Here is a 26554-nt window from a genome sequence, read left to right as displayed (position 1 = left end):
GCGTCGTCATGACTTTGGTATCTTCGCTTCCGGGCCGCCAGCGCCGACGTCGCGCCCCGCGGACCAGTTCCCGCCTTCCTCTGATGATCGGTGGCGCCATCGGCGCGGCGTCGATCGCGGCCGTCGCATATCTGTTGTGGCCGACCTGGCAGGTGCAAAGCGTCGGCGATCCGGACCGCACCCCGGTGACGATCGGCGACACCCTGTTCAACGTGCCGACCAAGGCATTTCGGGTGAAGTACCAGCGCCGATCCGGACCGCAGGAGCGGGTCGATCTCGTGTTCCTGTATCCTTCACTGACGCCGCCGGAGCGCGCGGTGCACAAGACCGCCGAGGAGATCGCCGAGTTCCAGCCGATGGACCGGATCTTCGTCACGATCGCCGCGCACGAGGACACGCTGGCCCCAGAGACGCGGCTACGGACGATCTATCCACGCTATCTGGCTGAGGTGGCGCCGCAGACGCTGGACGGGCTGACGATGCGGCCGTTCGTCGATGGCTCGCCCTATGCGAGCGAGGATCTGTTCACCGCCGAGCAACCGGAGCTGTCGGCACGCTGCACCCGCGACCGCCAGACACCCGGAATGTGTCTCAGCGAAATGCGGATTGAAGGCGCCGACATCACCTTCCGGTTTCCGCGCCAATGGCTGAACCAGTGGCGCGATGTCGCGAGTGCGATCGCGCGGCTCGCCGCGCAGATCCATGTGCGCGGCTGAGGGCGGCGCTTCTGCTTAGTCGACGTCCGCGAGATCGTCTTCAAGGATCGCCATCTGGAATTGGAACGAGCGATCGTCGTCCTCGTCGTCGACGAACAGAACGCCGATGAACTCCTCGCCGATATAAACTTCGGCGGAGTCTTCCTTCTTCGGCCGCGGCACCACGCGGATCTTCGGATTGCCGAATACCCGCTTGAGATAGGCATCGAGTTTTCTGACTTCCTGAACGTCCACGGTGATCTCCAATTCAACTGAGCGGCAGCACAGCACCGACGACACGTCCATCGCGCGGTCGGCACCGCCGGGGTCGCCGTCAGTACTTTCTCACGGCGCCAGCCGCAACCCCTCGCGGCGAGTTGCGAACCGCAAACGCCGCGACGGTCACGCGGTCGATCAATCCCCGACCGATCAAAGCCCGATCGCGTTGAGCATTTGATCCATGGTACGCGACGGTTCGGCGCAGCCGGCCTCGCCCACCACTTTCGCCGGCACGCCGGCCACCGTCATGTTGTGCGGCACGGCCTTCAGCACCACCGAACCGGCGGCGATCCGGGCGCAATGACCGACTTCGATATTGCCGAGGATCTTGGCGCCGGCGCCGATCATCACGCCATGGCGAATCTTGGGGTGGCGATCCTCGTGTTCCTTGCCGGTGCCGCCGAGGGTGACGCCGTGAAGAATCGAAACGTCGTCCTCGATGACCGCCGTTTCACCGACCACCAGCCCGGTGGCGTGGTCGAGGAAAATGCCGCGACCGATCTTGGCGGCCGGATTGATATCGGTCTGAAATACCGCAGATGCACGGCTCTGCAGATACAGCGCAAAATCCTTGCGGCCCTTTCCGTTGAGCCAATGCGCCAGGCGATGGGTCTGAATGGCGTGGAAGCCCTTGTAGTACAGCAGCGGATCGATGAAACGCGTCGTCGCGGGATCGCGATCGAACACCGCCACCATGTCGGCGCGAAACGCGTTGCCGATGTCCGGCTGGTCGCGCAGCGCGTCCTCGTAGGTCTGGCGGATCAGATCGCCCGACAGCGCCGAATGATCGAGCCGCTCGGCCACCCGATGCACCACCGCGTCTTCGAGACGATCGTGATGCAGCACGCTGGCGAAGATGAAAGACGCCAGTTCCGGCTCGCGCCGCACGATGTCTTCGGCTTCGCTACGGACCCGCTCCCAGATCGGATCGAGCGCCGTAACATTCGCACTCTGCGGATTGATCTGATGCATCACCATGCCGGCTCTCTCGATCGGGTCACTGCAAAACTATAGCACGGCGAACACCGCGCTGTCGCGGCACCCGGCGGGCGTCACGAAAGGCACCGCGGCAGATCCTTAACCTATTGAACCTGGTCGAGATTCCTAAATCCACAAGGTTCGTCGGGTGGTGCAACCTTTCAGATCAAGTTGGGCGCAAGACGGTCGGAATCAAGAGCGCGCCGCAGCGGCGCTCACGGCCGGCGCTCCAGAAACGCGACCACGCCCTCCTTGTAGACCCTGTCTCCGACTGCACGCATGTGATCGCGCCGCGGGATATCGAGCACCTCTGAGCCCGGAATGATCGCGCCGAGTTCGTGTGCCGAGCCCGCGACATCGTCGTCGGTGCCGACCGCAATCAGCACCGGCACCGCGATCTGCGCGGCATCCTCACGGCTCATCAGTCCACGCGACCCGCGCATGCAGGCAGCGAGCGCTTTGCGATCGGAACGGGTCTGATCGGCAAAGGCGCGAAAGGTGCGGCCGACCGGATCGGTGACATCGTCGAGCGCGTCGGCCTCGAGCGCGCCCGCGACGTTTTCACCGGGACGCCCCTCGTTGCTGAGCAGGCCCATGCCGAGACCGCCGAGCACGACAGAGCGAACCCGCAGCGGCTGCCACCGCGCCAGATTGGCGCCGATCCGCGCCCCCATCGAATAGCCCATGACGTCGGCGCGCGAGATGTCCAGATGATCCAGCAGCGCCGCCGCATCGGCCGCCATCGCTTCGAGCGTGTAGTCTTCCGGATCGTACAGCTTGCTGGACTCGCCGTGGCCGCGATTGTCGATCGCGATGACGCGGCGTCCGGCGCGCTTCAATTCCGACAGCCAGGACGGATACACCCAATTGACATTCTTGTTCGAGGCGAAACCGTGAATGAGCAAAATCGGCTCGCCCTCGCCTTCGTCGAGGTAAGCGATGTTGACTCCGGCGTGATCGAAGCTCGGCATCAGATATCCGTCGTTGATGATGGGAATGAGCGTTGAAAGTTACGTCGTCGGGCCCGGACGGCGAGCGCAGCCGAGGCACACGATCCGCCGCGTCGGCGAGCGAGCAAGGCCGCAATCGGCGCAATGGTGACGAACGGGATCGAACTTTATCATTCTTGCACCGCTCGCACTATGCCTCGGCTACGGCGGATGCCGCGCCGACGGACGGCTGCGGACGTGTCGTTTCGGCAAGCGCACGTTTGGCCGCTTTGCGTTTGCGGCGGTCCAGCCAGCGCTGCGTCAGGCGTTCGGTGCCGGCCTTCAGCGAGGTGACGATGCTGAACAGCATCAGCAGTGCGCTGAATATCCACGATGCGAAATTCCACGTCCCGGTTGCGAGCAGCAGCGCGCCGCGGCCGAACAGCTTGATGATCGCGCGGGTCTGACCGCCCTTTGACTCCGCGAGCCGCGCGGCCCGCGCGACATCCTTCGGGTTTTCGGCGACTTTCAACGCATCGAACGCGCCGCGCGTGCCCGCCTTCTCTCCGATCTTGCCGACATCCTTTGCGAACCGCATCAGCCCGCCGGCTTTGTCGGTGCGAACAGCGGCCTTCACGGCCTCCAGCGTCCGCGCCGGACGTAGTAACGAGGCATCCGCGACGGCGCGTTGCAGTGCCGGCGCATCGACGATCTCCCGCGCCGACCGGCCGGCCCATCCGGCGAGGCCGGAGCTGATGCGGCCAACCTTGCGGGCATCCTTCACCAGCGTCAGCCCGACACGCGCCGGCGCAGCGGCGCCGACGCTGACATAGGTCGCCGCGGTCACCGCAATGCCGGCCGCCGCAAGCCCGAGCACCAGATGATCGGCGGCCTCGCCGGTCGCCAGATGCTTGCCCTCGCGGATCACGTCACGAATGTCGCCGAACACGAACAGATCGCCGGCCACCGTACCGGACAGCGCCGCCAGATCATCGCCCTGCCCGGTGACCAATCCGGCCGCGAACCGGCTTGCCACCTGCGCCGGCGCCCGCTCCGATTTCACGGCGTCGTCGACCCGCCGGGTCAGATCTTCGGGCAGTACGACCTGATGGGCGTTCGCCAGCTCGACGAAGCTACGCGCCAGGTCAGGATCGCCGGCGGACAAAGCGAGCTCGGTCTGCCGCGCAATCACGCCGCGATCCTGCCGCAATGCTTCGGCGGTCTGCAGATCGGATAGTTTCGCCGGGTCGTCCTGGGCGGCCATCATCGCTGCGCCGTGATGAGCACGCGGCCACACGGCCACCAGCGCCACCGCGCTGATTGCAAGACCGAGTTTCGCCACGCCGAGTTGCAGCCGCATCAGGTTCCTCGTTGTTCTCCCAAGTAGATGTGGTGCGTCATCACTTCGACACAACCGATCAGACGAAAGAAGGGCTTCTCCCACACCACGGGATTGTGTCGAATTTCAACGGGCAATCTCTGTCCGGCCGGTCTAGGAATCAGGCAGCGGCGCCGGTATGGTGCGCTGCACTGTTAGTTGCCCTCCGCTGTCAGCAAAGGTGAGCTGAATGTCCGACCATGTGGTTCCCCACTTCCAGAACGATGCCGGCGTTGCGACGATCGAAATCGGTTCGCGGGAATTTATGTGCGTGGGCGCCGCTCCTCCGTTCGACCATCCGCATGTGTTTCTCGACCTCGGCAACGACAACGAGATCATCTGCCCGTACTGCTCGACGCTGTACCGCTACGCGCCGGATTTGAAGCCGGGCGAAGCCCGCCCGCCGGAATGCGTGCTGAAGGACAAGGTCGCCTGATCGAACGCTGACCGCGAGGTGGCGGATTCGCATACGATCATCGTCGCCGGAGCCGGCATCGGCGGCCTGACCGCCGCGTTGGCGTTGGCCGCCAAGGGTTTCCGCGTCGTCGTCCTGGAGCGCACCGGACGCCTCGACGAAGTCGGCGCCGGCCTGCAACTGTCTCCCAATGCCTCCCGCGTTCTGGTCGATCTCGGCCTGAGATCCCGGCTCGAAGCCTGTGCCGTGACGCCGGACGCCGTCACGGCGATCAACGCGCGCTCCGGCCGCAGCATTTCGCGGATGCCGATCGGCGATGTCGCGACGCGCACCGGCTCGCCCTATTGGGTGGTGCACCGGGCCGATCTCCAGGCCGCTTTGGCCTTGCAGGTCGCCGCCCACCCCGCGATCGAGTTGCGGCTCGGCTGTGCCCTCGACGACGTGACCCTCCATGCCGATGGTGTCACCGTCTCCGCCGGGGGCGGACTGGAACAGGCACTGGCGCTGATCGGCGCCGACGGGATTTGGTCGGCGGTGCGCGGGCGGGTTTTTCCCAAGATCGAGCCGATGTTCTCGGGGCTGATCGCCTGGCGCGGGACGTTTGCGGCCGAGGCGATGCCCGATGGCGAGAAATTGCGCGGGGTGCAACTCTGGCTTGGACCGGACGCCCATCTGGTGGTCTATCCGATCTCCGGCGGCCGCCGGATCAATCTGGTGGCGGTGGTCGACGGCTCGTGGAACCAGCGCGGCTGGAGCGCGCGCGGCGAACCGACCGAAATCATCGGCCGCTTCGCCCATTGGGCGGGCAACGCCCGGGCATTGATCGGGGCGGTCGAGAGCTGGACGCGCTGGGCGCTGTTCGCGATGCCGGACGGCGGAGCCTGGAACCAGGGCCCGGTCGCCCTCCTGGGCGACGCCTCGCACGGCATGCTGCCGTTCGCCGCACAGGGCGCCGGCATGGCGATCGAGGATGCCGCGGTGCTTGCCGCCAGCCTCGGCGCCAGCCATGGCGAAGGCCGCGGCACCGCCGCCGAGGTCGCGGCGACACTGCAGCGCTATGCGGCGCTGCGCCGCCACCGGGTCAAGCGGGTCCAGCGGCTCGCCCGGCAGAACGGCATGATCTACCACCTGCCCGGCGCCGCGGCGCTGGCTCGCGACATCGCGATGCGGACGCTCGGGCCCGACCGGCTGCTGGCGCGGCAGAACTGGATTTACGACTGGCGCCCGTGAGGCACCCAACGGCTGCTTGCCTCGACGGACTGCGGCGGGATCAGCGCGACCCGCGCCTTGCCCGCTTGGCGGCGGCCGGCTCGGCAGCCGGCGGCGGCTCCGGCGTCGCGGTGCAGCGATTGTCGCGCCAGGTCTGTTCGGCGAGCCGCGATTGCGCTTTCAGGTTGATGTAGTCGTTGCGGTAAGCGACCTCGGCCACCACCGGCCCGGCGACGCCGGTCTGCGCCTTGCGCATCAGGCCGTCCAGCTTGGCGAGTTGGGTGTCGAGCGACTTGCGCTCCGCTTCGAGCTGCTTGCAGTCGTACAGCTCGTATCTGGCCGGATCGACGAACGCCTGCGAGAACGCGCTGTCGCCCATTCCGGCACAGCCGGACAGGCCAAGCGCGGCGGCGATCAAAGCGGCGGCGGCAGCAGCGCGGGCTGCGGCGGAATCGGACTGGCGTTGCGATGTCATGGTGACCGGCTGTGTGAACCAGGTTGAGGTTTGGGTCAAATCAGGCTGTGATGACCGCAGTGTGGCCGGCAGTACGCCCCCACCAGCAGGACGCCACCGATGCAGAAGATCCTTCTCCCCTATGACGGCTCCGCCAATGCCGGCCGCGCGCTGGACTGGGTGATCGGTCTGGTCAACGACAACGTCCCGATCGAACTGGTACTGGTGTACGCCCATCCCGAGCCGGCGCTGTACGGCGAGATCGCGGTCTACGTCTCCAAGGACAAGATGGAGGAGCTGCAGCGCGAGCATGGCGACGACATCCTGCAACCGGCGATCACCAAGCTGAACGCCGCCAACATCCGATTCACTTCCGAAGTCCTGACCGGCGACACCGCCCAGCGCATCGTCAAACGCGCCGAAGAGCTGAATTGCAACGGCATCGTGATGGGCACCCGCGGCCGTAGCGCGATCGGCAATCTGGTGCTCGGCTCGGTCGCCAACAAGGTGGTCCACCTCACCAAACTACCCGTGACGCTGGTGAAGTAACCGCGCGTTCCGCGGCGCATCGCTCGCCTTGCCAAATCCGCAGGTTTGGAACAGGGTCGCGCCGCAATCGATCTGACTTTCCAAGGAGCGACCCGTGTCGGGATTGAAGCAAATGCTGCGTGCCCCCTGGGTGTGGCGGGCGCGAGCGCGCGACCGCATCGTCGCGCAGCGCAATGTGCCGACGCTGGCCGTGGTGGCGATCTTCCGCGAAGAGGCACCGTTCCTCGACGAGTGGCTGCGCTTCCACGAGGCGGTCGGCGTCGGCCATTTCTATCTCTACAACAATTTCAGCACCGATCACTTCCGCGACGTGCTGGCGCCGTGGATCGCGCGCGGGCTGGTGACGCTCACCGACTGGCCGGTCGAAGTCGGTCAGTTGCCGGCGTATCGCCACTGCATCAAGCATCACATGCTGGACGCGAAGTGGATGGCGTTCATCGACATCGACGAATTTCTGTTCTCGCCGGTCGCCGACAAGGTCACCGACGTGCTCGGCCGGTTCGAGGGCGCGCCGGCGGTCGGCGTGTTCTCGCCGTATTTCGGCTCGGCCGGCCACGAGCAGCGGCCGCCGGTGCCGATCAGCCGCGCCTTCACCAAGCGCTCGCCGCTGTCGAAGATCTCGGCCAAGACCATCGCCAACCCGCGCTGGATCCGCGCCATCCGCAACGTGCATCTCTACAAATACTGGCAGGGCGAAACCATCGACACCATGGGCCGGCCGTTCCAGGGCGACCGCCCGGTGCTCGACCTGCTCAGGCTCAATCACTACTGGTCGCGCTCGCTGTCGGACCTGCAGACCAAGATCCAGCGCGGCGACGCCTCGACCCCGGTGCCGCGCGACAGCGACTGGCATTTCGCTGCCGAGAAAGACATGAACGCCGAAGACGACGCCTCGATCCTGCCGGTGCTCGATCGCGTGTTCGGCAAGGCGAAGGACGCAGCCACGGCTGGCTGACGCTCTGCGAAACGAAAGGCATCGCATGGCCGAATTGATCCGGCGTGGCACCCCCTCCGACGTCGCGGCAATCACCGACCTGACGATGCGCGCCTACGCCAAATGGCTGGCGCTGATCGGCTACGAACCGTTGCCGATGCTCGCCGACTACGCGGTCGCGATCCGCGAGCATCGCTTCGACCTGCTGGAAGCGGACGGCACCCTCGCCGCGCTGATCGAAACCGAACTCCGCGACGACGACCTGCTGATTGTCAACGTCGCAGTCTCGCCCGACGCCCAGAAACGCGGCCACGGCCGCCGGCTGATGGACCTCGCCGAACAAATCGCCCGCGATGTCGGCCGCAATACGCTGCGGCTCTACACCAATGAGCGCTTCGAAGAAAACATCCGCCTTTACGCCTCGCTCGGCTACGCGCAGGAACGGCTGGAGACGCGGACCAACGGCGCGCGGGTGGTGCATATGGTGAAGCGGATCGGATAGTTGTTGCCGCGCGGCAGTCGGTATGAGCAACGCCGCGCGCGCCTTGCCTGTTGTCAGCAGTGTCGTCTTTAAAGCCAAGACGATCGCATCACAAATCTGTCGGGACTGCAGGTGGCATGGATGGTGCGGGCGGCCGGGGTCGAACCGGCACAGCTCTTTCGAGCCGAGGGATTTTAAGTCCTAATGGGTATACTCTAACAATCTGATTTATTTAGTATTTTTTGGACTACAAAACGCAGCGTGCTAATGGACGTGCTAAAAAACATCAAAATCGGCCCGTTCGGCCTAGTCGAACGTGCTGAATGTCAGACAAATCAGGTTTTGTGGGAGATTCAGGGGTTTATACCTGCCCTAAACGGTAGCCCGCAGACCGTTAACGAATCCTTTCCGCCCGCTTCACACGGAGCCTGGCGACCGGTCTGTGGCGCCCTCTCGGCGCGACACTCTGCTCATGCTCTTTGGGCGATCCGATCACCCAGGGCCGATCGAACCCGGTCAGCCGAAGCACCCACCCGAAGTGTTGCCTGCCGCCAACACGCCCCAGACTTGCTTTAATACCTAACCAGGCCTCATGGAACTTAAAAATACACAATATCACAAATGGTTAGAAAGAATTTGGTGGCTGAGCGCATCACGCCTTCATGCCCGATGAGGCATAGAGTGCCTTGCTATAACTCATTTTCCTTCCAATACTGGGCTATAGAAAGGAGTTCTATAGCTCATGCCTTGGAATTGGGAGGACCCAAACTGGCCCGTATTTTCTTACGAAACCAAAGGGTTCGAGAAATTTGAAAGCGATTTTCTCTTGCGCTCCGGTGAGTTCATCGGAGCCTTCAAGCATGTCAGCCAAGATGAACAGACCAATCTCCGCATCGAGTTGATCAGTGAGGAAGCCCTCAAGACCTCAGAAATCGAGGGGGAGATCCTGAACCGCGATAGCGTGCAGTCCTCACTTCGCTATCAGTTTGGCCTCGCGAAGGATCGGCCTGGCGTGCCAGCGGCCGAACGCGGCATCGCTCAAATGATGGCCGACCTCTATCGCAGGTTTGATGAGCCTCTCACCCATGAGACGCTGTTCGAGTGGCACCAGATGCTCATGGCGGGAACGAAGTCGATTCAGACGGTGGGGGCCTATCGGACTCACGCCGACCCCATGCAGGTCGTGTCAGGCCCAATCGCACACCGCAAAGTCCACTTCGAAGCACCACCGTCAGAGCGCGTGACGGAGGAAATGACGGCTTTCATCAACTGGTTTAACGAAACCGCTCCCGGCGGCCCGCAAGCGCTCCCCGCGCTCACACGCGCCGGGCTTGCTCACCTCTACTTTGTCAGCATTCACCCATTTGAAGATGGCAACGGGCGGATCGCGCGTGCCTTGGCTGAAAAATCACTGGCACAAAACCTCAACCAGCCCACTCTCATCGCCCTCGCCTACACCATACAACACAAACGGAAAGCCTACTACGACGCCTTGGAACTCAATAACAAGTCGACAGAGGTCACCGACTGGCTCGTCTATTTCGGGAAGACGGTCCTTGAAGCTCAGGACAACACCAACAAGCGGGTCGAGTTCTCCCTTGCCAAGACCCGATTCTACGAGCGCCTGCGTGGCCAATTGAATGAAAGGCAAGAGAAGGCCATCGCGCGCATGTTCGAGGAAGGGATCGAAGGCTTCAAAGGCGGCCTGAGCGCAGAGAACTACATCACCATCACCAAGGCGACCCGCTCCACCGCCACGCGCGATCTACAAGACCTTGTTGCAAAGGACGCTCTGACCCGAACAGGTGAATTGCGCTATACTCGCTATCACCTGAAGTTGGACTAATCGCTCCCTCCGGAGCATCCAGCCCTGTTGTTGATGTGAATGATCGATATCCAAGCCAACCTGGTAGCTTTATCCACTGCATCGAACAAGATAGTCTTTATGTAATCCCCTTTGAACCCGGCGAACCGAAATGCCGCATCGAAATCTGATGTGAAGAAGAAACGAGTGCCGGCCACCTCCCCAAAAGGCAACTGGCGGCTGCTGTGCGAAGCCCTGCTCTGCCGCGAGATGATCTCGCGCGGCAAAGCTCCCGAACTGGCAGCTTATCAGGAACGCCAAGCACGAACGGTGCTCAATCCCCTTATTGAACAAAGCCTCTTGGTGTCGCTCACCTGTGCAACTCGGCTTCCCGCTCGCGGTCTTGGACCGATGGTTTCCGCGTCTGTATGTGGGGCCAAGACTCGCGGCTAGCAAGACTTGTTGAGATCCACTTAGCGCTCCGACAGTCTCTTTTCTATTTTGGGCCCACCGAAAACGCTCCAAGAAAGAGACTCTCGGAAAGCTTATGCGTCTCCAGTGCCTCTTTGATCCGCATTTCATTGCTCAGCACACTATCAATCGATATCGCCTTTACAAAACTCACGAGTGCATGCCTCAACGCTTCAAGCTTGCTCTTGCTAATCACCCTGAGACCTTTTGGAGCGCTCGCCTGCGGACCAAGGTAATTCAACGGATGGATGATTACTGGGATACGTTCTTCGTTCCCGTATCGCTCATTAAACCACGTATCTGCCTGCTCCAGCTGCCCTAGCTCAGTCTTCGAAATCCCGTTTGTCGAGGTCGATCCATTCTTACATTCAACGACCAAGAATCGACCATCTCTAAATCTCCAAAGGTTATCGGGGCCCTCTCCCAATTGCTTCTCCGGTCTCTGCGAGGTAATCCCAATTGCCAACCCCAAATCAAGTACGGCTTGCTCGAACTTGTCTGCCGCATCTGGCTCAAACACTAGGGCATCGCTAAGACTCTGCGCGAAAAGAATTCTCTCAGGAGTTTCAAGAAAGCGATCCCGAAAGAAGGCTTGAACTGCAATAGCCTGCGCGCCCTTTTGCGCCTTGAGTTTCTCATAGGAGACGCCCTCGACCGGCCGCATTGCATTTCGATTCAACCGGTATGCGGATTGCAGAATACGCTGAGCTTCCGCCCTGTCGAAAAAATTCGTCATTTCGGCAGTACGAACCTTAAGCCAAGCCTTGTATGGTTCATCATCTGTGCCGTTAGCGACATCTGCCAATGTCGCGGCTGCCTTGGTATGCTCGTTATATCTCGCTTCGTCGAATGCCCGCTTGAGTGCTATCTGCCCACTATCAAGGTTCAGACCAGGCTGCTTTACAGCCTTCAGGAGAGCCTTCTTACTCGCCGCAATCCACCCCTTATCACGCTCAAGACACTTCTTAATAACGACCTCTATGTCACCAATGGTGGCCCCACCGATTTGCTTTGCCAACTGCCTGGAAAGCGCCAATTGAGCCTGTGTGGCAGGAGTGAGCATTTCACGACCATCCTTCGAAAGGAGCCTTTCTGTTAGCTTTGCTCCGAAAAGCACAACTGCGCAGTGATCATCAGTCGATCTTACTCCACGCCCCATTCCTTGTTCGATTCTTTGAATTTGTCGGCGCAACCCGATCGCCGAACTCCCAAGAATGCTCGTGTCAACCCTATCCAGTAAAGACGCAGCCTCAGGCAGATCGACTATGGCAAGAAGGCGACAGGCCTCCTTCGGCAAATCTATTCCATCGTAACGATTTACAAGCACAGTCAAGCCGACATGCTTTTCCTTCAATTTCGCCACACCTTGTGAAACTGCGTCCCCCACAAGAGTTTGATTTGCCACATCTGCCCACTCGTCGGCCACCTTCTTAGACGGCACAATAACAACGACATTGTAATTCTTAGCTACCTTCGCCAACATACCTTTGACATCTGGTAATGTGATGTCGGGATTGATCTCCTGAGGCATTATGATCATGCGCTCACCCATCGCCTGGGATGAGGCGGCCGTGATTGCGCCAGTGAGCTTATCGGCTTGGGCGCCGAAATGGGTTACCAGGATGCTGTCATCAGACAACGTAGCGGTCATATAGATTCGCCGCTTTGCATTTCGAAACGAATTCACCAGATCCGTGGGCGGGCACATTGGCGTTATCTCTACTTCCCGCCCACTGATGACAATACGCGACAGAGGGAGCACATCCGCTATAAAGGGGAACGTAAATTTTAGTTCTTCGGTCTCGCGGCTGTCATGCATTACTTTGAGAAGAGCATCGGCCTGTTCTTGGACATTCCAAAAGGGAATCTCTTGATAGTATTGTGGATCTCCCGAAACGATTGATAAGTGGGTGTACGAACTTTGGCGCTTCATCGCAGGCCCAAAATTCTTGAGAATCCAATCGTACACTGGATGCGTATTAGGGAGTCGCACCCTAAACTGCTCTATGACCGACTGGAGGCACGCATGCGCATCGTCGATAACTAGAGCGCCGATTTCGATGCGCTCTCCTAGGGGGCCAACTCCGAAAACAGACTTTCCATTGAAGAGTTTGTATATATTTGTGACAAGAATCTTGCCTCCAGAGCGGAACGCAATGTCGTGGACGTCAGTCGTCGCATCTATGCCGAGGCGCTCGGCCTCAGCAATAACTTGTTCGACAAGGAAATTGTCGGGGCAAATGAATACGGCCGGACCCACACACGCATTGAGAGAACTCTTAAGGACGAGCAGCCCAACAAGTGTTTTGCCAGAGCCAACGTTTAGCTTTATGACCGCGTCGCGCCTATCCGGATCCTCGTACCACGAGTCCAATACATCAGCTTGAATATCGCGAAGGAATGAAAATTCCGGGCTTTTGTCGAGCGTCAGGAAAATATCGCGCGGATTTGTCGGCAAGCTCTCATCATCACCAATCAGTTTGTCGAAATCTATTTCCACTTTATAGCTCCTCATTGGTCTTCTTAACTCTATCATCAGCCGGCAAATAAAATCACTCTGGTGCCAGCGAAGGAGACTCCGGGATAGGATGCCACTCACAAGGCATTCTAGCCACCACGACTATCTTCGCCGCTTAGGGCGGCACGAAAATATTCACGCATTATCGTCTCCGATGTATATACTACCACATCGATTGAATGGTTATTCGACGAACACAGGGGCCGCAGCAACTGCCCCTGTTGCTTTATTGGCTGATACGCTGGGCAAACTTTACCGTTCAATGTCCCTGTCTTTTCCCCGATCCGCTTTGAGCCGGTCGAGGGCTGCCTTATCCTTCGAAGACGTCATTTGTTGATCTGCCAGCTTTTGTTTGAAGCTCTTTCCCGCGCGGGGCGCTGCCTCTCTGGTTTCCGGTTTGTCAGGCTGCTGTTTCTCCGCAGACAGCATATCGCCGCCTGCGGCTCGCTCGGCGTATTTCAGCCGCTCCTCCGCCCTGATCTTCTCAAGGGTCGCTTCAGGCAGATACTGCCGGGCAATATGAGAGCCTTCCCTGCGTTCACCTGCACCGGGAGCGTAGCCGTCCCGCGACGCAATGCTGCCTGGCCGACGGCCAAACGCCGTCTTGCGCGCATTGTCGGCCAATTTTTCTTGAAGAGCCTTGTCGCCGTGCTTTGCGCGATAGACCTCCATCTTCCGTTCGGCTGATTCCGGATCGAGGTAAGACCGTTCCATCAGGCTATGGTATTTGGCTCGTGCTCGCTCCGCGCTCGCCTTCGCATTGGCAAGCTCGGCCCTGCGCCGATTGGTTAGCTTCATCATCAGACCTTGAAAGGCCCTTCTCAGCTTTCCCCTGATGATTCATCATTAATCACACTATGCCGCTGACAATGGTTCGATTTCTGCCGGGACTCATTTTCAGACTTGAGTGCTGGTGCGGGCGGCCGGGGTCGAACCGGCACAGCTCTTTCGAGCCGAGGGATTTTAAGTCCCTTGCGTCTACCAATTTCGCCACGCCCGCATCCCGGACCGCGAAGGCCGCCGTTGAGGTGGCAGCTGCGGCGGTGGCCATCCGGCTCGGCGGCCGTGACGGTGCCGGTTTCCGCGCCAGTGCGCCGCATTCATAATCGACCCGGCGGCGCAACGCAAAGCGGGGTTGCAGCGATGCTGCGGCTTCGCCGGCCGCGCGCTTTGACATCGCCCCGCATTCTCGGCTGGAATGCGCTCGGCGCCTGCGGCGTCGGGCGCGGCGATCTCTCTCGAGCCGATGCCGATTCCGCGTCTCTCACCTGCCCTGCCCCGCTGTTGCCCGTTCCTTGCATGCAGGCCGCCCGAAACGTCTCACTGAGCCCGCCCACAGCCGAGGTGATCCGCGCATGCCGACTATCGACCGTATCGAAGCCTTCGCCGACGAGATGACGGCGATCCGCCGCGATCTGCACGCCCATCCCGAGATCGGCTTCGAGGAGGTTCGCACCTCCAACATCGTCGCCGAGAAGCTCGATCAATGGGGGATCGAAGTGCATCGCGGGCTCGGCGGCACCGGTGTCGTCGGCGTGCTGAAGGGCAAGGGCAACGGCGGGCGGCGCATCGGACTGCGCGCCGACATGGACGCGCTGCCGATGGAGGAGCACACCAAACTGGCGTGGCGCTCCACGATCCCCGGCCGCTTCCACGGCTGCGGCCATGACGGCCACACCACGATGTTGCTCGGCACCGCCCGCTATCTCGCCGAGACCCGCAATTTCGACGGCACCGTTCACTTCATCTTCCAGCCGGCCGAAGAAGGCCTCGGCGGCGCGCGCGCGATGTTGAAGGACGGGCTGTTTCAGAAATTCCCGTGCGACGAGCTGTACGGTCTGCACAACGCCCCCGACCTCGCCCATGGCGAAATCGCCGTGCTGCCGGGACCGGCGATGGCCGGCGCCGACTTCTTCGACATCACCATCTCCGGCTACGGCGCCCACGGCGCGATGCCCGAGCGCTCCAAGGACCCCGTGGTGATCGCGATGACGCTCGGCCAGGCGCTGCAGACCATCGTCAGCCGCAACGTCGATCCGCTGCACTCGGCGGTGCTGTCGATCACACAGATCCATTCCGGCTCGGCCTACAACGTGATCCCCGGCGAAGCCCGGCTCGCCGGCACGGTGCGCTGCTTCTCCGACGACATCCGCAAGCTGGTGCGGACGCGGATGCGGGCGCTCGCGGCCGGCATCGCGGCGGCGTTTGACGTCGAAATCCACGTCGACATCCGCGACATCTTCAGCGTGCTGGTGAATCAGCAGGAGCAGAGCGACGTCGTCGTGGAGGTGGCACGCGGTGTGGTCGGCGACGCAGGCGTCAAGCTGCGCGAACAGCCGAAAATGGGCAGCGAGGATTTCGCCGACATGCTGCAGGCGATCCCCGGCGCGTATTTCTGGGTCGGCCATGACGGCGACGTGCCGGTGCACAATCCCGGCTATGTGCTCGACGACAAGATCCTGCCGATCGGCGCCAGCATGTTCGCGCGGATCGTCGAAACCCGTCTGCCGCTGGCCGCCGAGGCGACCGCCCATGTCTGACGGCATCACCACCAAAGCGACCGCGCTGCACGATCTCTCCGCCACCGAGCTGCTCGCCGGTTACTACGGCAAGCAGTTCTCGCCCGCCGAAGTGATGGACGAGGTGATCGCCCAGGCCGAGCGCTGGGAGCCGCATTTGAATGCGCTGTACGCGTTCGATCCCGACGGCGCGCGCCGCGCCGCGCGGGCCTCGACCGAGCGCTGGGCGAAGGGCGAGCCGCAAGGCCTGCTCGACGGCGTGCCGGTGACCGTCAAGGAAAACGTGGCGACGCAAGGCACGCCGGTGCCGCTCGGCGTACCGATCACGCCGCTGACGCCCGCAGCAGCCGATGCACCGCCCGCAGCGCGGCTGCGCGAGGCCGGCGGCATTCTCTGGACCAAAACGACGATGCCGGATTTCGGCATGCTGTCGTCGGGTCTCTCCAGCTTTCACGGCGTCACCCGCAATCCGTGGGACGTGTCGCAGAACACCGGCGGCTCGTCCGCCGGTGCGGGCGCCGCGGGCGCGGCCGGCTACGGCCCTTTGCATCTCGGCACCGACATCGGCGGCTCGGTGCGACTGCCGGCGAACTGGTGCGGCATCTTCGCGCTGAAACCCTCGCTCGGCCGCATACCGATCGACCCTCCCTATGTCGGCCGCTGTGCCGGACCGATGACCCGCACCGTCGATGACGCAGCGCTGATGATGAGTGTGCTGTCGCAGCCCGACGGCCGCGACGGCATGAGCCTGCCGCCGCACGATTTCGACTGGAGCGAGCTCGACACCGAACTCCGCGGCAAGAAAATCGGCCTGCTGACCGATCTCGGCTTCGGCATGGCGCTGGAGGACGACGTCCGCCGCGTCGTCACCGACGCTGCGCGGCTGCTGGCGGCTCAGGGCGCGATCGTCGAACAGGTCGAACTCGGCTTCACCCGCGAGATGATGGACGGGCTCGACGCGTTCTGGCGAGCCCGGATGTGGGACGACGTCAGCAAGCTCAGCGAAGCTCAGCGCGCGCAGGTGCTGCCCTACATCGTGCGCTGGGCCGAAGGCGGCGCGAATCTGTCCGGCGTCGAGGTGGTGCGCGGCTTCAACCAGACCATGGCGGTGCGCGCGATGGGCGCCAAGCTGTTCGCCAACATCGACTACCTGATCTCGCCGGTGGCGCCGGTGGTGAGCTTCGCCGCCGACGTCGCATCGCCGCTCGACGATCCGGATATTCCGTTCGACCACATCCTCTATACCGTGCCCTGGAATATGGCAGAAAATCCCGCGGCCTCGATCAACGCCGGCTACAGCGCCAAGGGCTTTCCGATCGGCGTGCAGATCGTCGGCAAGCGCTTCGACGATCTCGGCGTGCTGCGCATGGCGAAGGCGTTCGAGGGACTGCGCGGCGAACAGAAGCCGTGGCCGGTGGCGCCGCGGTGACGAACGCGTAGGATGGGTTGGGCGCAGCGAAACCCATCAGCCACACGTCCGACCTCGCGATGGGTTTCGCTGCGCTCAACCCATCCTACAAGGTGTCATGCGCGGGCTCGACCCGCGCATCCATCTCCTTCATAAGGAGGGATGCGCGGGTCGAGCCCACGCATGACGTCGTACAAACAAAAAACACGCTGGAGGAAACCAGATGCCGTTCGAGACCATCAAATACGAGGTCGCCGATCAAATCCTCACCATCACGCTGAACCGGCCGGACAAGCTGAACTCGTTCACGCCGACGATGCAGCGCGAGCTGATCGAGGCGTTCGACAAGGCCGATGCCGACGACAACGTGCGCGCCATCATCGTCACCGGCGAAGGCCGTGCGTTCTGCGCCGGCGCCGATCTGTCCTCCGGCGCCGACACCTTCGACCGCGACGCCCGCCGCGGCCCGGTGCGCCGCAATGCCGACGGCTCGACCGACTACAGCGACCCGCAGGTGCGCGACGGCGGCGGCCAGGTGACGCTGCGCATCTTCAAGTGCCTGAAGCCGGTGATCGCGGCGGTGAACGGCCCGGCGGTCGGCATCGGCGTCACCATGCAGCTCGCCATGGATATCCGCATCGCATCCGAAGCCGCGCGGTTCGGCTTCGTGTTCTCGCAGCGCGGCATCGTGCCGGAAGCGGCGTCGAGCTGGTTCCTGCCGCGCATCGTCGGCATCGCCCAGGCCCTGGAGTGGTGCTACACCGGCCGCGTCTTCCCGGCGCAGGAGGCGCTCGAAGGCAAGCTGGTCAGCAAGGTGGTGCCGGCTGATCAATTGCTGGAAACCGCCCGCACGCTCGCCAAGGAAATCGCCGCCAAGACCGCACCGGTGTCGGTTGCGCTGATCCGGCAGATGATGTGGCGGATGATGGGCGCCGACGATCCGATGGAAGCCCACAAGATCGACAGCCGCGGCATCTACGAGCGCGGCCGCTCCGACGACGTCAAGGAAGGCGTCTCGTCGTTCCTGGAAAAGCGCCCGGCGCAGTTCAAGAACAAGATCACCACCGACATGCCGCCCTACTTCCCGTGGTGGGACGAACGCGACTACAAGTAAGCGCTGTCGCCAAAGCACGTCATTCCGGGGCGCGAACGAACGTTCGCGAACCCGGAATCCCGAGGTTGTTGCAAAGAGAGATTCCGGGTTCGCGCTGCGCGCGCCCCGGAATGACCAACGAGAGGACAGTGCACACCGTCCCGGCACGGCTCGTAGGATGGGTTGAGCCGGAGGCGAAACCCATCGCCGCACGCAGCCGACGCCAATGGGGTTCGCTGCGCTCAACCCATCCTACGGTCGACGGACGCCCGGGAATGACCTGTGGGGGCGCTGCGCCCTCACCCCTCCTTTGCCGGCGCGGCTTTCAGCTCCGGGAAGTCCTCTTCCGAGAAAGCAAGCCCGCGCAGACTATCGGCCTGATCGTTGTCGTGCTCGATACGGCGGAGCTGGACGCGGCGGATCTTGCCGGAGATCGTCTTCGGCAATTCGCTGACGATCTCCAGCTTGCGGATGCGCTTGAACGGCGCCAGCCGGCCCTGCATGTGCTTGAAGATCGACAGCGCGGTGTCGCGGGTTCGTTCCGCGTTCGCGGTCAGCAGCACATAGGCTTTCGGAATCGCCAGCTTGATCGGATCCGGGCTCGGCACCACCGCGGCCTCCGCGACGAGGTCGTGCTCGAGCAGCACGCTCTCCAGTTCAAACGGCGAGATCCGGTAGTCCGACGACTTGAACACATCGTCGGTGCGGCCGACGAAGGTGAGATAGCCGTCCTCGTCCGCGAACGCGACGTCGCCGGAGCGATACACCTTGCCGTCGGCGCCCGAAAGCTTGCCGCCCTCGCCCTGATAGCCCTGCATCAGCCCGGCGGGGCGCGCATCGCCGAGCGCCAGCGTGATCTCGCCTTCCTTGGCCGGATGACCGTCGGCATCGGTGATCTTGACCATGTAGCCCGGCAGCGGCCGGCCCATCGAGCCGATCTTGACCGTCTGACCCGGCGAATTGCCGACCATCGCGGTGGTCTCGGTCTGGCCGTAACCGTCGCGGATGGTGAGGCCCCACGCGGCCTTGACCTGATCGATCACTTCCGGATTGAGCGGCTCGCCGGCGCCGCAGACTTCGCGCAAGGCGACCTGATAGTCCGCCAGCTTCTCCTGGATGAACATCCGCCACACCGTCGGCGGCGCACACAGCGTGGTGACGCCGCAGCGGCCAATCGTCGCCAGGAGGCTCTTGGCGTCAAACCGCGGCTGGTTGACCACGAACACGGTGGCACCCGCGTTCCACGGCGCGAACAAGCAACTCCAGGCGTGCTTGGCCCAGCCCGGCGAGGAGATGTTGAGATGCACGTCGCCCGGCTGCAGCCCGAGCCAGAACATCGTCGACAGTGCCCCGACCGGATAGGAGCGCTGGCTGTGCCGCACCAGCTTCGGCTTCGCGGTGGTGCCGGAGGTGAAATACAGCAGCATCGGATCATCGGCCTGGGTCGGCCCGTCCGGGGTGAAGACGTCAGACTGCAGCGCGGTCCCGTCGTAATTGAGCCAGCCGTCCTGGGCGTCGCCGACCACGACGCGCAGCAGATCGTCGCCGCCGAGGCCCTTGAATTTGGCGATCTGGTCGGGCGCAGCCACCACCGCCTTGGCGCGGCCGCGGTCGAGCCGGTCGCATAATTCCTCCGGCGTCAGCAGCGTGGTGGCCGGGATGGTGACGAGGCCGAGCTTGATCGCGGCCAGCATCACCTCCCACAACGGCACGACGTTGCCGAGCAGCAGCAGCAAATGATCGCCGCGCTTCAGGCCCTTGGCGCGCAGATAGTTGGCGACCTGGTTGGAGCGCTTCGACAGATGCGCGAAGCTCGGCTTCTCCTCCCGGCCGGTGGTGCCGTCGACGATCCACAGCGCGGGACGGTTTCGGCTGTCCGGATTGCTTGCCAGCTCGGCGTCGAACCAGTCGAGCGCCCAGTTGAACGGCACGGGATCAGGCCAGCGGAAGCCGGTGACCGCGGCTGCGTAGTCGGTGCGGTGTTGAAGCAGGAACGAACGGGCTTGCTGGAACGTGGTCATGAAGCACCTCGCTTACGAGGCACAGCGGCCACCGCCAGTTCACCCGTCATTGCCGGGCTCGACCCGGCAATCCATCGGATTGCGAAGAGCGATGGATGCGCGGGTCAAGCCCGCGCATGACGGCGATTACGGAGGTGTCGCCGTGCGAAACATCAAACGCTTACTTCCGCCCCTGCTCGCGCAGGTAGTTGATGATTCCGGAAAAATCCGTGCCGCCGTGGCCGGCCTGTTCGAACGCGGCGTAGATCTCGGCGGCGTGCTGGCCGAGCGGCGTCGCGGCGCCTGCCGCCTTGGCGGCTTCCTGCGACAGCTTCAGGTCCTTCAGCATCAGCGCGGCGGCGAAGCCCGGCTTGTAGCTGTTGTTGGCGGGCGACGCCGGCACCGGGCCGGGCACCGGGCAATAGCTGGTGAGCGACCAGCACTGCCCCGACGACGTCGAGGCGACATCGAACAGCGCCTGATGCGACAGGCCGAGCTTCTCGGCCAGCGTGAACGCCTCAGACACGCCGATCATCGAAATGCCGAGGATCATGTTGTTGCAGATTTTCGCCGCCTGCCCTGCGCCGGCACCGCCGCAATGCACGATCTTCTTGCCCATCTTTTCGAGCACCGGCTTGGCCGCCGCGAAGGCCGCCTCGCTGCCGCCGGCCATGAAGGTCAGCGTCGCGCCCTTGGCACCGCCGGTGCCGCCGGAAACCGGCGCATCGACAGACGCGATGTCGTGCTTGGCGGCGAGCGCATGCGCCTGCACGGCGCTCTCGACGTCGATGGTCGAGCAATCGATGATCAGCGCGCCTTTGGCGGCGTGCGGCAGGATCTCGTTCCACACCGCCAGCACGTGCTTGCCGGCCGGCAGCATGGTGACGATGACACTCGCGCCCTTCACCGCATCGATCGCGGTCGGCGCGATGCTGACGCCCTCGGCCTTCGCCGCCTCGCACGAGGCCGCCACCAGATCGAAGCCGGCGACCTTGTGGCCGGCCTTGGCGAGATTGCCGGCCATCGGCCCGCCCATATTGCCGAGACCGATGAATGCGATATCCGTCATGTCCCCTTCCTCCCCTTGCCTGTCCCCGGTGCTTCAGCCCGGAAATTTCAGTTCGTCGTCGCCGCGATCTTCAAAGTAGCGCGCCACGATCTCCGGCGTCACCTCTGCGATCGTCGCAGGCCGCCATTTCGGCTGGCGGTCCTTGTCGATCACCGCGGCACGAACGCCCTCGACGAAATCGTCGCTGACGAACACCTGCAGCGCGGCGCGATATTCATGCACCAGACACTCTTCGAGCGTCGCCCTGTGCCGCGCGGCGCGCAGCAGCTTCAGCGTCACCTTCAGGCTGGTCGGCGATTTGATGCGCAGCGTCTTCAGCGCGGCTTGCGCAAACTCAGACGCATCGCTCTCCAGCGCGGCGAAGATCTGTTCGATCGTCTCGTGCCCGAACCAGCGGTCGATCTCGGCCTGATGCAGCTCGGCGGGGCCCTTGGCCGGCCGCTCGGAAAAGCGCGCGATGATTCCGCTGACCTGCTCGGCCGATGCGCCGCTCGGTGCTTCGGTGAGCGCCTGACGCAGCGCTGCCCAATTCGCGGTCGGCACATAGGCGTCGGCGAATTGCGCGTGGATCGCGTCGGCGCCGTTCATGATATCGCCGGTCAGCCCGAAATACGTCCCGATCTCGCCGGGCGAGCGCGTCAGCAGCCAGGTGCCGCCGACATCAGGGAAAAAGCCGATGCCGACTTCCGGCATCGCGATCTTGGTCTTGTCGGTGACGATGCGGTGACTGCCGTGGCCGGCGATGCCGACGCCGCCGCCCATCACCAAGCCGTCCATGAACGCCACATAGGGCTTCGGATACTTAGCGATCTTCGCGTTGGTGATGTATTCCTCGCGCCAGAACACCTTGCCGAGATCGCCGCCCTCGCGCGCGCTGTTGTAGAGCCCGACGATGTCGCCACCGGCGCACAGCCCGCGCTCACCGGCGCCCTCGACCAGGATCAGCGCGACCTGCGGATCGGCGGCGAAGGCGTCGAGCGCGTTATCGAGGTCACGCGCCATCTCCAGCGTCAGCGCATTGATGGCCTTCGGCCGGTTGAGACGGATCACACCGGCGGAGCCTTCGCGCCGGACGATCAGATCGGGTTCGGTCACGGCACCATTCATCGATTGGCCTCGAGCAGCTTGCGCGACACGATCAGCCGCATGATTTCGTTGGTGCCTTCGAGGATCTGGTGGACGCGCAGGTCACGCACCAGTTTCTCGATGCCGTATTCGGCGAGATAGCCGTAGCCGCCATGCAGCTGCAACGCCTCGTTGGCGACCGCAAAGCCGGCATCGGTGGCGAAGCGCTTGGCCATCGCGCACAGCTTGGTGGCGTCCGCATCCTTGCGGTCGAGCGCCGCGGCGGCGCGCCACAGCAGCGTGCGCGCAGCCTCCAATTCGGTCGCCATGTCGGCAAGCCGGAATTGCAGCGCCTGGAATTCGTCGAGCCGTTTGCCGAACGCCTTACGCTCTTTCATGTAAGCGAGCGTCTTATCGAGCGCGGCTTGCGCGCCGCCGAGCGAACAGGCGCCGATGTTGAGCCGGCCGCCGTCGAGACCGGCCATCGCGATCTTGAAGCCGATGCCTTCGTCGCCGAGTCGGTTGGCGACCGGCACCCGCGCGTTCTCGAAAATCACGGTGCGGGTCGGCTGCGCGTTCCAGCCCATCTTGCGCTCGTTGGCGCCGAACGACAGGCCGGGCGTGTCCTTCTCGACCACCAGCGTCGAGATGCCGCCGGGGCCATCGCCGCCGGTGCGCACCATTACGACGTACAGATCATTGGCGCCGGCGCCGGAGATGAACTGCTTCTGGCCATCAAGGATGTAGTGATCGCCGTCGCGCACCGCGCGGGTGCGCAGCGCCGCGGCATCCGAGCCGGAGCCGGGTTCGGTCAGGCAGTAGCTGGCGACCTGCTCCATGCTGCACAGCTTCGGCAGCCAGCGCTGACGCTGCGCGTCGGAGCCGTAGCTGTCGATCATCCACGCCGCCATGTTGTGGATGGAAATGAACGCCGACACCGACGGACAGCCGGTCGCAAGCGCCTCAAAGATCAGCGCCGCGTCGAACCGGGTCATCGCGCTACCGCCGACATCGTCGCGGATGTAGATGCCGCCGATGCCGAGCGCCGCCGCTTCGCGGATCACGTCCAGCGGCAGGTGCTTGTCTTCATCCCATTTCAGCGCATGCGGCGCGATCTTCTCGGCCGCGAAGTCGCGCGCCATGTCACGAATGGCGCGCTGGTCTTCGTTGAGGGAAAACTGGTCAATGGCTGTCAAGGCATGTCCATCTTGGCGAGGTCATGAATGGTCAGCGTCGGAATCTGTCGAGTCTTCCTGGTCAATCGGGTGTCGGCCGTGACCAGCGGGAAGCCCAGATCGAGCGCCGCTTGCAGATAGATGCAATCGTAAACAGGATGGTCGAGTTTGATCGCAAGCGCGAGGACTTTGCCCACATCGGCATCGGCAACGATCTGATCGAAAAATCCGGGAAGCTGATGCATTCGGCTGATCGCATCGTCCGGCTGCAGCAACCCGAGCCTGCATTTCTTCCAGAGAACGTTAGCCACCTCGTCGAAGATAAATCGCGGCGCCAGCAAGTCGGCATCGGAATCGAGCAGCGCATGGGCCCGCTCGCTGTCCTCCTCGGTGACGAGCCACTTCACCGCCACGCTGGCGTCGACGAGATAGGCCAATTCACATCAGCCCTTCGCGTCGTTCCTCGGCGGTCAGCGCCGGCTGAACGTCCGGATACTCGGACAGGAACCGTCGTGACAGCGCCGCCCGCTCTGCTCGCGAGAACGGGCGGTGGCGCTCGAGGAGGTCGCGCAACTCTTCCTCGAGCGAGCGACCGTGAAGCCGCGCCCGCTCCCGGTAGATGGCAATCGTCTCCTCGGCGACATCAGGAATGACTACTTCAGCCATCGTTCCCTCCATCATGCTGACGGCACGACAATCCTCTCCGAAACCTAGCTTACTTCATCAGCGGGATCGAGAACTCCGCGCCTTCCTTGACGCCCGACGGCCAGCGCGAGGTGACGGTCTTGGTCTTGGTGTAGAACCGGATCGAATCCGGGCCATGCTGATTGAGGTCGCCGAAGCCGGACTTCTTCCAGCCGCCGAAGGTGTAGTAGGCGATCGGCACCGGGATCGGCACGTTGATGCCGACCATGCCGACGTTCACTTTCGCCGCAAAGTCGCGGGCGGCGTCGCCGTCGCGGGTGAAGATCGCGACGCCGTTGCCGTAGTCGTGGTCGGACGGCAGCGACAGCGCTTCGGCATAATCATGGGCGCGGACGACGCTTAGGACGGGGCCGAAGATCTCTTCCTTGTAGATCCGCATGTCCTTGGTGACGTTGTCGAACAGACAGCCGCCCATGTAGAAGCCTTTCTCGTAGCCCTGCATCTTGAAGCCGCGGCCGTCGACCGCGAGCGTCGCGCCTTCCTTGACGCCGATGTCGACGTAGTTCTTGACGCGCTCCAGCGCTTCCTTGGTCACCAGCGGGCCGTAATCGGCGGTCGGATCGGTCGACGGACCGATCTTCAGTGCTTCGACGCGCGGGATCAGCTTGTCCATCAACGCATCCGCAGTGGCCTTGCCGACCGGCACCGCGACCGAGATCGCCATGCAGCGTTCGCCCGCCGAGCCGTAGCCGGCGCCGATCAGCGCGTCGACGGTCTGGTCGATGTCGGCATCCGGCATGATGATGGCGTGGTTCTTGGCGCCGCCGAAGCACTGCGCGCGCTTGCCGGTCTGCGCCGCGCGCTCATAAATGTACTGCGCGATCGGCGAGGAGCCGACGAAGCCCACCGCCTTGATGTCCGGATCATCGAGGATGGCGTCGACCGCTTCCTTGTCGCCGTTGACGACGTTGAGGATGCCCGGCGGCAGGCCGGCCTCGAGCATCAGCGCCGCCAGCGCCATCGGCACGCCGGGGTCACGCTCCGACGGCTTCAGGATGAAGGCGTTGCCGCAGGCGATTGCGGGCGCGAACTTCCACATCGGGATCATCGCCGGGAAGTTGAACGGCGTGATGCCGGCGACGACGCCGAGCGGCTGGCGCATCGAATAGATGTCGATGCCGGGGCCGGCGCCCTCGGTGTATTCGCCCTTCATCAGATGCGGAATGCCGCAGGCGAACTCGGCGACTTCGAGGCCGCGCTGGATGTCGCCCTTGGCGTCGGGGATGGTCTTGCCATGTTCGCGCGCGAGCAGCTCAGCGAGCTTGTCGTAATCGCGCTGCACCAATTCGAGGAACTTCATCAACACGCGGGCGCGGCGCTGCGGGTTGGTGGCGCCCCATTCCGGCTGCGCGGCCTTGGCGTTTTCAACCGCTGCGCGGAGCTCGGCTTTGGTGGCGAGGGCGACTTTGGCCTTCACCTCGCCGGTCATCGGCTCGAACACGTCGGCGAAACGCCCCGACTTGCCCTCGACCTCTTTGCCGCCGATGAAATGCCCGACCGTGCGCATGGACTTCCTCCTGAAAGGCTGTGTTCTATTCCCCTTGAACAGAATTTTTTCAGGTTTGGGAAGGCCCTGCACGCGCGACACCTGTGCCGAAATGGAGAGGCCACCGCTCTGCGGCATGCGGCCACCGCTCGCGGCGCCGCCACGCGCTGCAAGCTGGCTTCAGTCGCGCGTGGTTGACCGGGCCGCGGCCTTGGCGGCGGTCTTTTTCGGCTTGGCCGTGATCACCCGCGCCGGCTTCTTCGGCGCAGCAGCGCCGGCCTCGGCCAGCGCGGCCTCGCGGCCCGCGGCGAGGATTTCGTCGGACAATTCGCCGCTGCCGGCGATCCGCGCCAGCACCAACGTTCCCATCATGGTCGCCAACGTCGCCATCGCCTGCTTACGCGCGGCCTTCGGCGGAGCATCGACATATTGCGCCGCGATCATCGCGATCATCTCGTCGAGTTTGGCGGCGAACGCCTTGCGGGCCTTCGGGCTTTCGCGCGCGATCTCGGCGCCGAGTGCCGGCACCGCGCAGCCGCGGCCGAGATCGTCGCGGTGGTCGGCGCTGAGATAGCCGTCGACCAGCGCGGCGAGCCGCTGCTCTGGGGGCAGATCCTCCGCCAGCTTGCGCCAGCGCTCGGTCGAGCGGTCCATCGCGTAGCTGAACGCCTCGATCACCAGCGCCTCGCGCGAAGCGAAATGCGCGTAGAACCCGCCATGGGTGAGGCCCGCATCCTTCATCAGATCGGCGACGCCGATGCCGTGGGCCCCCTTTTCGCGCAGCTTCACCGACGCCCGCCGGACGATGCGGTCGTGGGTTTCCTGCTTATGTTCCTTCGAATAGCGCATCGGCGATCCATGCCATGTTCAGGATCATATTATGACACCGAACGCGGACGTTTGCCTCAAGTTTCGCATCGCCTCAGGAATCGTGCGGATG

General features: G+C 63.3%; 25 protein-coding genes and 1 tRNA gene. 10 read left to right on the top strand and 16 right to left on the bottom strand.

Features of this window, described 5'->3' with window-relative positions; genetic code table 11:
- Window positions 1-8 precede the first annotated feature (8 nt).
- Window positions 9-716: a hypothetical protein gene (locus DY468_RS05245; protein WP_164603055.1), complete on the top strand. Its 708-nt coding sequence runs from the start codon at window positions 9-11 to the stop codon at window positions 714-716.
- Between the two features lie 15 nt (window positions 717-731).
- Here DY468_RS05245 and DY468_RS05240 read toward each other — a convergent pair whose 3' ends face one another.
- The 4 genes from DY468_RS05240 to DY468_RS05225 all read right to left on the bottom strand — a co-directional run bounded on the left by DY468_RS05240 (window position 732) and on the right by DY468_RS05225 (window position 4241).
- Window positions 732-950 carry a DUF3126 family protein gene (locus DY468_RS05240; protein WP_013501704.1) on the bottom strand — a complete coding sequence of 73 codons (219 nt, stop codon included), beginning with the start codon at window positions 948-950 and terminating at the stop codon, window positions 732-734.
- 174 nt (window positions 951-1124) lie between these two features.
- A complete protein-coding gene (cysE, locus tag DY468_RS05235; protein ID WP_164603053.1) occupies window positions 1125-1952 on the bottom strand; it encodes a serine O-acetyltransferase in 828 nt (275 codons plus the stop codon).
- A 215-nt stretch (window positions 1953-2167) separates the two neighbouring features.
- Window positions 2168-2923, bottom strand: a complete 756-nt coding sequence (locus tag DY468_RS05230; protein WP_164603051.1) for an alpha/beta fold hydrolase — start codon at window positions 2921-2923, stop codon at window positions 2168-2170.
- Window positions 2924-3092: 169 nt separating this feature from the next.
- On the bottom strand, window positions 3093-4241 hold the full coding sequence (locus DY468_RS05225; RefSeq protein ID WP_164603049.1) for a hypothetical protein: 1149 nt from the start codon (window positions 4239-4241) through the stop codon (window positions 3093-3095).
- A 208-nt stretch (window positions 4242-4449) separates the two neighbouring features.
- Between DY468_RS05225 and DY468_RS05220 the strand changes: the two genes are divergently transcribed.
- Window positions 4450-4695: a zinc-finger domain-containing protein gene (locus tag DY468_RS05220; protein WP_013501700.1), complete on the top strand. Its 246-nt coding sequence runs from the start codon at window positions 4450-4452 to the stop codon at window positions 4693-4695.
- Between the two features lie 18 nt (window positions 4696-4713).
- The gene (locus DY468_RS05215) at window positions 4714-5904 is read left to right on the top strand and encodes an FAD-dependent monooxygenase (protein ID WP_164603047.1); all 1191 of its coding nucleotides are present in this window, start codon (window positions 4714-4716) and stop codon (window positions 5902-5904) included.
- A gap of 40 nt (window positions 5905-5944) precedes the next feature.
- On the opposite strand, the gene DY468_RS05210 is transcribed toward DY468_RS05215, so the two are convergent.
- Window positions 5945-6358, bottom strand: a complete 414-nt coding sequence (locus tag DY468_RS05210) for a twin-arginine translocation pathway signal (protein ID WP_164603045.1) — start codon at window positions 6356-6358, stop codon at window positions 5945-5947.
- 99 nt (window positions 6359-6457) lie between these two features.
- Between DY468_RS05210 and DY468_RS05205 the strand changes: the two genes are divergently transcribed.
- The 4 genes from DY468_RS05205 (at window position 6458) to DY468_RS05190 (ending at window position 10147) form a co-directional block, all read left to right on the top strand.
- Window positions 6458-6886, top strand: coding sequence for a universal stress protein (locus DY468_RS05205; protein WP_164603043.1), 429 nt, complete (start codon window positions 6458-6460; stop codon window positions 6884-6886).
- A gap of 112 nt (window positions 6887-6998) precedes the next feature.
- Window positions 6999-7841: a glycosyltransferase family 92 protein gene (locus tag DY468_RS05200; protein ID WP_205512003.1), complete on the top strand. Its 843-nt coding sequence runs from the start codon at window positions 6999-7001 to the stop codon at window positions 7839-7841.
- A gap of 25 nt (window positions 7842-7866) precedes the next feature.
- Window positions 7867-8322: a GNAT family N-acetyltransferase gene (locus tag DY468_RS05195; protein WP_164603039.1), complete on the top strand. Its 456-nt coding sequence runs from the start codon at window positions 7867-7869 to the stop codon at window positions 8320-8322.
- A gap of 721 nt (window positions 8323-9043) precedes the next feature.
- On the top strand, window positions 9044-10147 hold the full coding sequence (locus DY468_RS05190) for a Fic family protein (RefSeq protein ID WP_164603037.1): 1104 nt from the start codon (window positions 9044-9046) through the stop codon (window positions 10145-10147).
- Between the two features lie 454 nt (window positions 10148-10601).
- Here the strand turns inward: DY468_RS05190 and DY468_RS05185 are convergent, their stop codons facing one another.
- The 3 genes from DY468_RS05185 to DY468_RS05175 form a co-directional block, all read right to left on the bottom strand.
- Entirely contained in the window at window positions 10602-13076 is a 2475-nt protein-coding gene (locus tag DY468_RS05185; protein ID WP_349644248.1) for a DEAD/DEAH box helicase family protein, read from the bottom strand.
- A gap of 270 nt (window positions 13077-13346) precedes the next feature.
- The gene (locus tag DY468_RS05180; protein WP_205512000.1) at window positions 13347-13895 is read right to left on the bottom strand and encodes a hypothetical protein; all 549 of its coding nucleotides are present in this window, start codon (window positions 13893-13895) and stop codon (window positions 13347-13349) included.
- A gap of 110 nt (window positions 13896-14005) precedes the next feature.
- Window positions 14006-14094, bottom strand: a tRNA-Leu gene (locus tag DY468_RS05175).
- Window positions 14095-14449: 355 nt separating this feature from the next.
- Between DY468_RS05175 and DY468_RS05170 the strand changes: the two genes are divergently transcribed.
- The 3 genes from DY468_RS05170 to DY468_RS05160 all read left to right on the top strand — a co-directional run bounded on the left by DY468_RS05170 (window position 14450) and on the right by DY468_RS05160 (window position 18135).
- Window positions 14450-15634, top strand: coding sequence for a M20 aminoacylase family protein (locus tag DY468_RS05170; protein WP_164603031.1), 1185 nt, complete (start codon window positions 14450-14452; stop codon window positions 15632-15634).
- On the top strand, window positions 15627-17042 hold the full coding sequence (locus DY468_RS05165; RefSeq protein ID WP_164603029.1) for an amidase: 1416 nt from the start codon (window positions 15627-15629) through the stop codon (window positions 17040-17042). The genes DY468_RS05170 and DY468_RS05165 overlap by 8 nt, the downstream gene beginning before the upstream one ends.
- A gap of 202 nt (window positions 17043-17244) precedes the next feature.
- The gene (locus DY468_RS05160) at window positions 17245-18135 is read left to right on the top strand and encodes a crotonase/enoyl-CoA hydratase family protein (RefSeq protein WP_164603027.1); all 891 of its coding nucleotides are present in this window, start codon (window positions 17245-17247) and stop codon (window positions 18133-18135) included.
- 278 nt (window positions 18136-18413) lie between these two features.
- Here DY468_RS05160 and DY468_RS05155 read toward each other — a convergent pair whose 3' ends face one another.
- From DY468_RS05155 to DY468_RS05120, 8 genes are all read right to left on the bottom strand, one after another.
- The gene (locus DY468_RS05155) at window positions 18414-20135 is read right to left on the bottom strand and encodes an AMP-binding protein (protein ID WP_164603025.1); all 1722 of its coding nucleotides are present in this window, start codon (window positions 20133-20135) and stop codon (window positions 18414-18416) included.
- 160 nt (window positions 20136-20295) lie between these two features.
- Window positions 20296-21183, bottom strand: coding sequence for a 3-hydroxyisobutyrate dehydrogenase (gene mmsB / locus DY468_RS05150; protein ID WP_164603024.1), 888 nt, complete (start codon window positions 21181-21183; stop codon window positions 20296-20298).
- A gap of 33 nt (window positions 21184-21216) precedes the next feature.
- Window positions 21217-22290: an enoyl-CoA hydratase/isomerase family protein gene (locus DY468_RS05145; RefSeq protein ID WP_164603022.1), complete on the bottom strand. Its 1074-nt coding sequence runs from the start codon at window positions 22288-22290 to the stop codon at window positions 21217-21219.
- Entirely contained in the window at window positions 22287-23444 is a 1158-nt protein-coding gene (locus DY468_RS05140) for an isobutyryl-CoA dehydrogenase (RefSeq protein WP_164603020.1), read from the bottom strand. Before DY468_RS05140 ends, DY468_RS05145 begins: the two co-directional genes overlap by 4 nt.
- Window positions 23441-23860 carry a type II toxin-antitoxin system VapC family toxin gene (locus DY468_RS05135; protein WP_164603018.1) on the bottom strand — a complete coding sequence of 140 codons (420 nt, stop codon included), beginning with the start codon at window positions 23858-23860 and terminating at the stop codon, window positions 23441-23443. Before DY468_RS05135 ends, DY468_RS05140 begins: the two co-directional genes overlap by 4 nt.
- A 1-nt stretch (window position 23861) precedes the next feature.
- Entirely contained in the window at window positions 23862-24089 is a 228-nt protein-coding gene (locus tag DY468_RS05130; RefSeq protein WP_142883058.1) for a FitA-like ribbon-helix-helix domain-containing protein, read from the bottom strand.
- A 49-nt stretch (window positions 24090-24138) separates the two neighbouring features.
- The gene (locus tag DY468_RS05125; protein WP_164603016.1) at window positions 24139-25635 is read right to left on the bottom strand and encodes a CoA-acylating methylmalonate-semialdehyde dehydrogenase; all 1497 of its coding nucleotides are present in this window, start codon (window positions 25633-25635) and stop codon (window positions 24139-24141) included.
- Between the two features lie 159 nt (window positions 25636-25794).
- Entirely contained in the window at window positions 25795-26463 is a 669-nt protein-coding gene (locus DY468_RS05120) for a TetR/AcrR family transcriptional regulator (RefSeq protein WP_164603014.1), read from the bottom strand.
- Between the last annotated feature and the right edge of the window lie 91 nt (window positions 26464-26554).

Source organism: Rhodopseudomonas sp. BR0M22, from assembly GCF_010907035.1.
GTDB lineage: Bacteria > Pseudomonadota > Alphaproteobacteria > Rhizobiales > Xanthobacteraceae > Rhodopseudomonas.
Note: the sequence above shows the minus strand (reverse complement) of the source record. Positions and strands in the feature narration are given on the sequence as shown.

Excerpts from the sequence above, each read along its gene's own strand:
- DY468_RS05245 (WP_164603055.1), top strand. The coding sequence starts at position 9 with ATGACTTTGGTATCTTCGCTTCCGGGCCGCCAGCGCCGACGTCGCGCC.
- cysE (WP_164603053.1), bottom strand. The coding sequence starts at position 1,952 with ATGGTGATGCATCAGATCAATCCGCAGAGTGCGAATGTTACGGCGCTC.
- DY468_RS05230 (WP_164603051.1), bottom strand. The coding sequence starts at position 2,923 with ATGCCGAGCTTCGATCACGCCGGAGTCAACATCGCTTACCTCGACGAA.
- DY468_RS05225 (WP_164603049.1), bottom strand. The coding sequence starts at position 4,241 with ATGCGGCTGCAACTCGGCGTGGCGAAACTCGGTCTTGCAATCAGCGCG.
- DY468_RS05220 (WP_013501700.1), top strand. The coding sequence starts at position 4,450 with ATGTCCGACCATGTGGTTCCCCACTTCCAGAACGATGCCGGCGTTGCG.
- DY468_RS05210 (WP_164603045.1), bottom strand. The coding sequence starts at position 6,358 with ATGACATCGCAACGCCAGTCCGATTCCGCCGCAGCCCGCGCTGCTGCC.
- DY468_RS05205 (WP_164603043.1), top strand. The coding sequence starts at position 6,458 with ATGCAGAAGATCCTTCTCCCCTATGACGGCTCCGCCAATGCCGGCCGC.
- DY468_RS05200 (WP_205512003.1), top strand. The coding sequence starts at position 6,999 with ATGCTGCGTGCCCCCTGGGTGTGGCGGGCGCGAGCGCGCGACCGCATC.
- DY468_RS05195 (WP_164603039.1), top strand. The coding sequence starts at position 7,867 with ATGGCCGAATTGATCCGGCGTGGCACCCCCTCCGACGTCGCGGCAATC.
- DY468_RS05190 (WP_164603037.1), top strand. The coding sequence starts at position 9,044 with ATGCCTTGGAATTGGGAGGACCCAAACTGGCCCGTATTTTCTTACGAA.
- DY468_RS05180 (WP_205512000.1), bottom strand. The coding sequence starts at position 13,895 with ATGATGAAGCTAACCAATCGGCGCAGGGCCGAGCTTGCCAATGCGAAG.
- DY468_RS05170 (WP_164603031.1), top strand. The coding sequence starts at position 14,450 with ATGCCGACTATCGACCGTATCGAAGCCTTCGCCGACGAGATGACGGCG.
- DY468_RS05165 (WP_164603029.1), top strand. The coding sequence starts at position 15,627 with ATGTCTGACGGCATCACCACCAAAGCGACCGCGCTGCACGATCTCTCC.
- DY468_RS05160 (WP_164603027.1), top strand. The coding sequence starts at position 17,245 with ATGCCGTTCGAGACCATCAAATACGAGGTCGCCGATCAAATCCTCACC.
- DY468_RS05155 (WP_164603025.1), bottom strand. The coding sequence starts at position 20,135 with ATGACCACGTTCCAGCAAGCCCGTTCGTTCCTGCTTCAACACCGCACC.
- mmsB (WP_164603024.1), bottom strand. The coding sequence starts at position 21,183 with ATGACGGATATCGCATTCATCGGTCTCGGCAATATGGGCGGGCCGATG.
- DY468_RS05145 (WP_164603022.1), bottom strand. The coding sequence starts at position 22,290 with ATGAATGGTGCCGTGACCGAACCCGATCTGATCGTCCGGCGCGAAGGC.
- DY468_RS05130 (WP_142883058.1), bottom strand. The coding sequence starts at position 24,089 with ATGGCTGAAGTAGTCATTCCTGATGTCGCCGAGGAGACGATTGCCATC.
- DY468_RS05125 (WP_164603016.1), bottom strand. The coding sequence starts at position 25,635 with ATGCGCACGGTCGGGCATTTCATCGGCGGCAAAGAGGTCGAGGGCAAG.
- DY468_RS05120 (WP_164603014.1), bottom strand. The coding sequence starts at position 26,463 with ATGCGCTATTCGAAGGAACATAAGCAGGAAACCCACGACCGCATCGTC.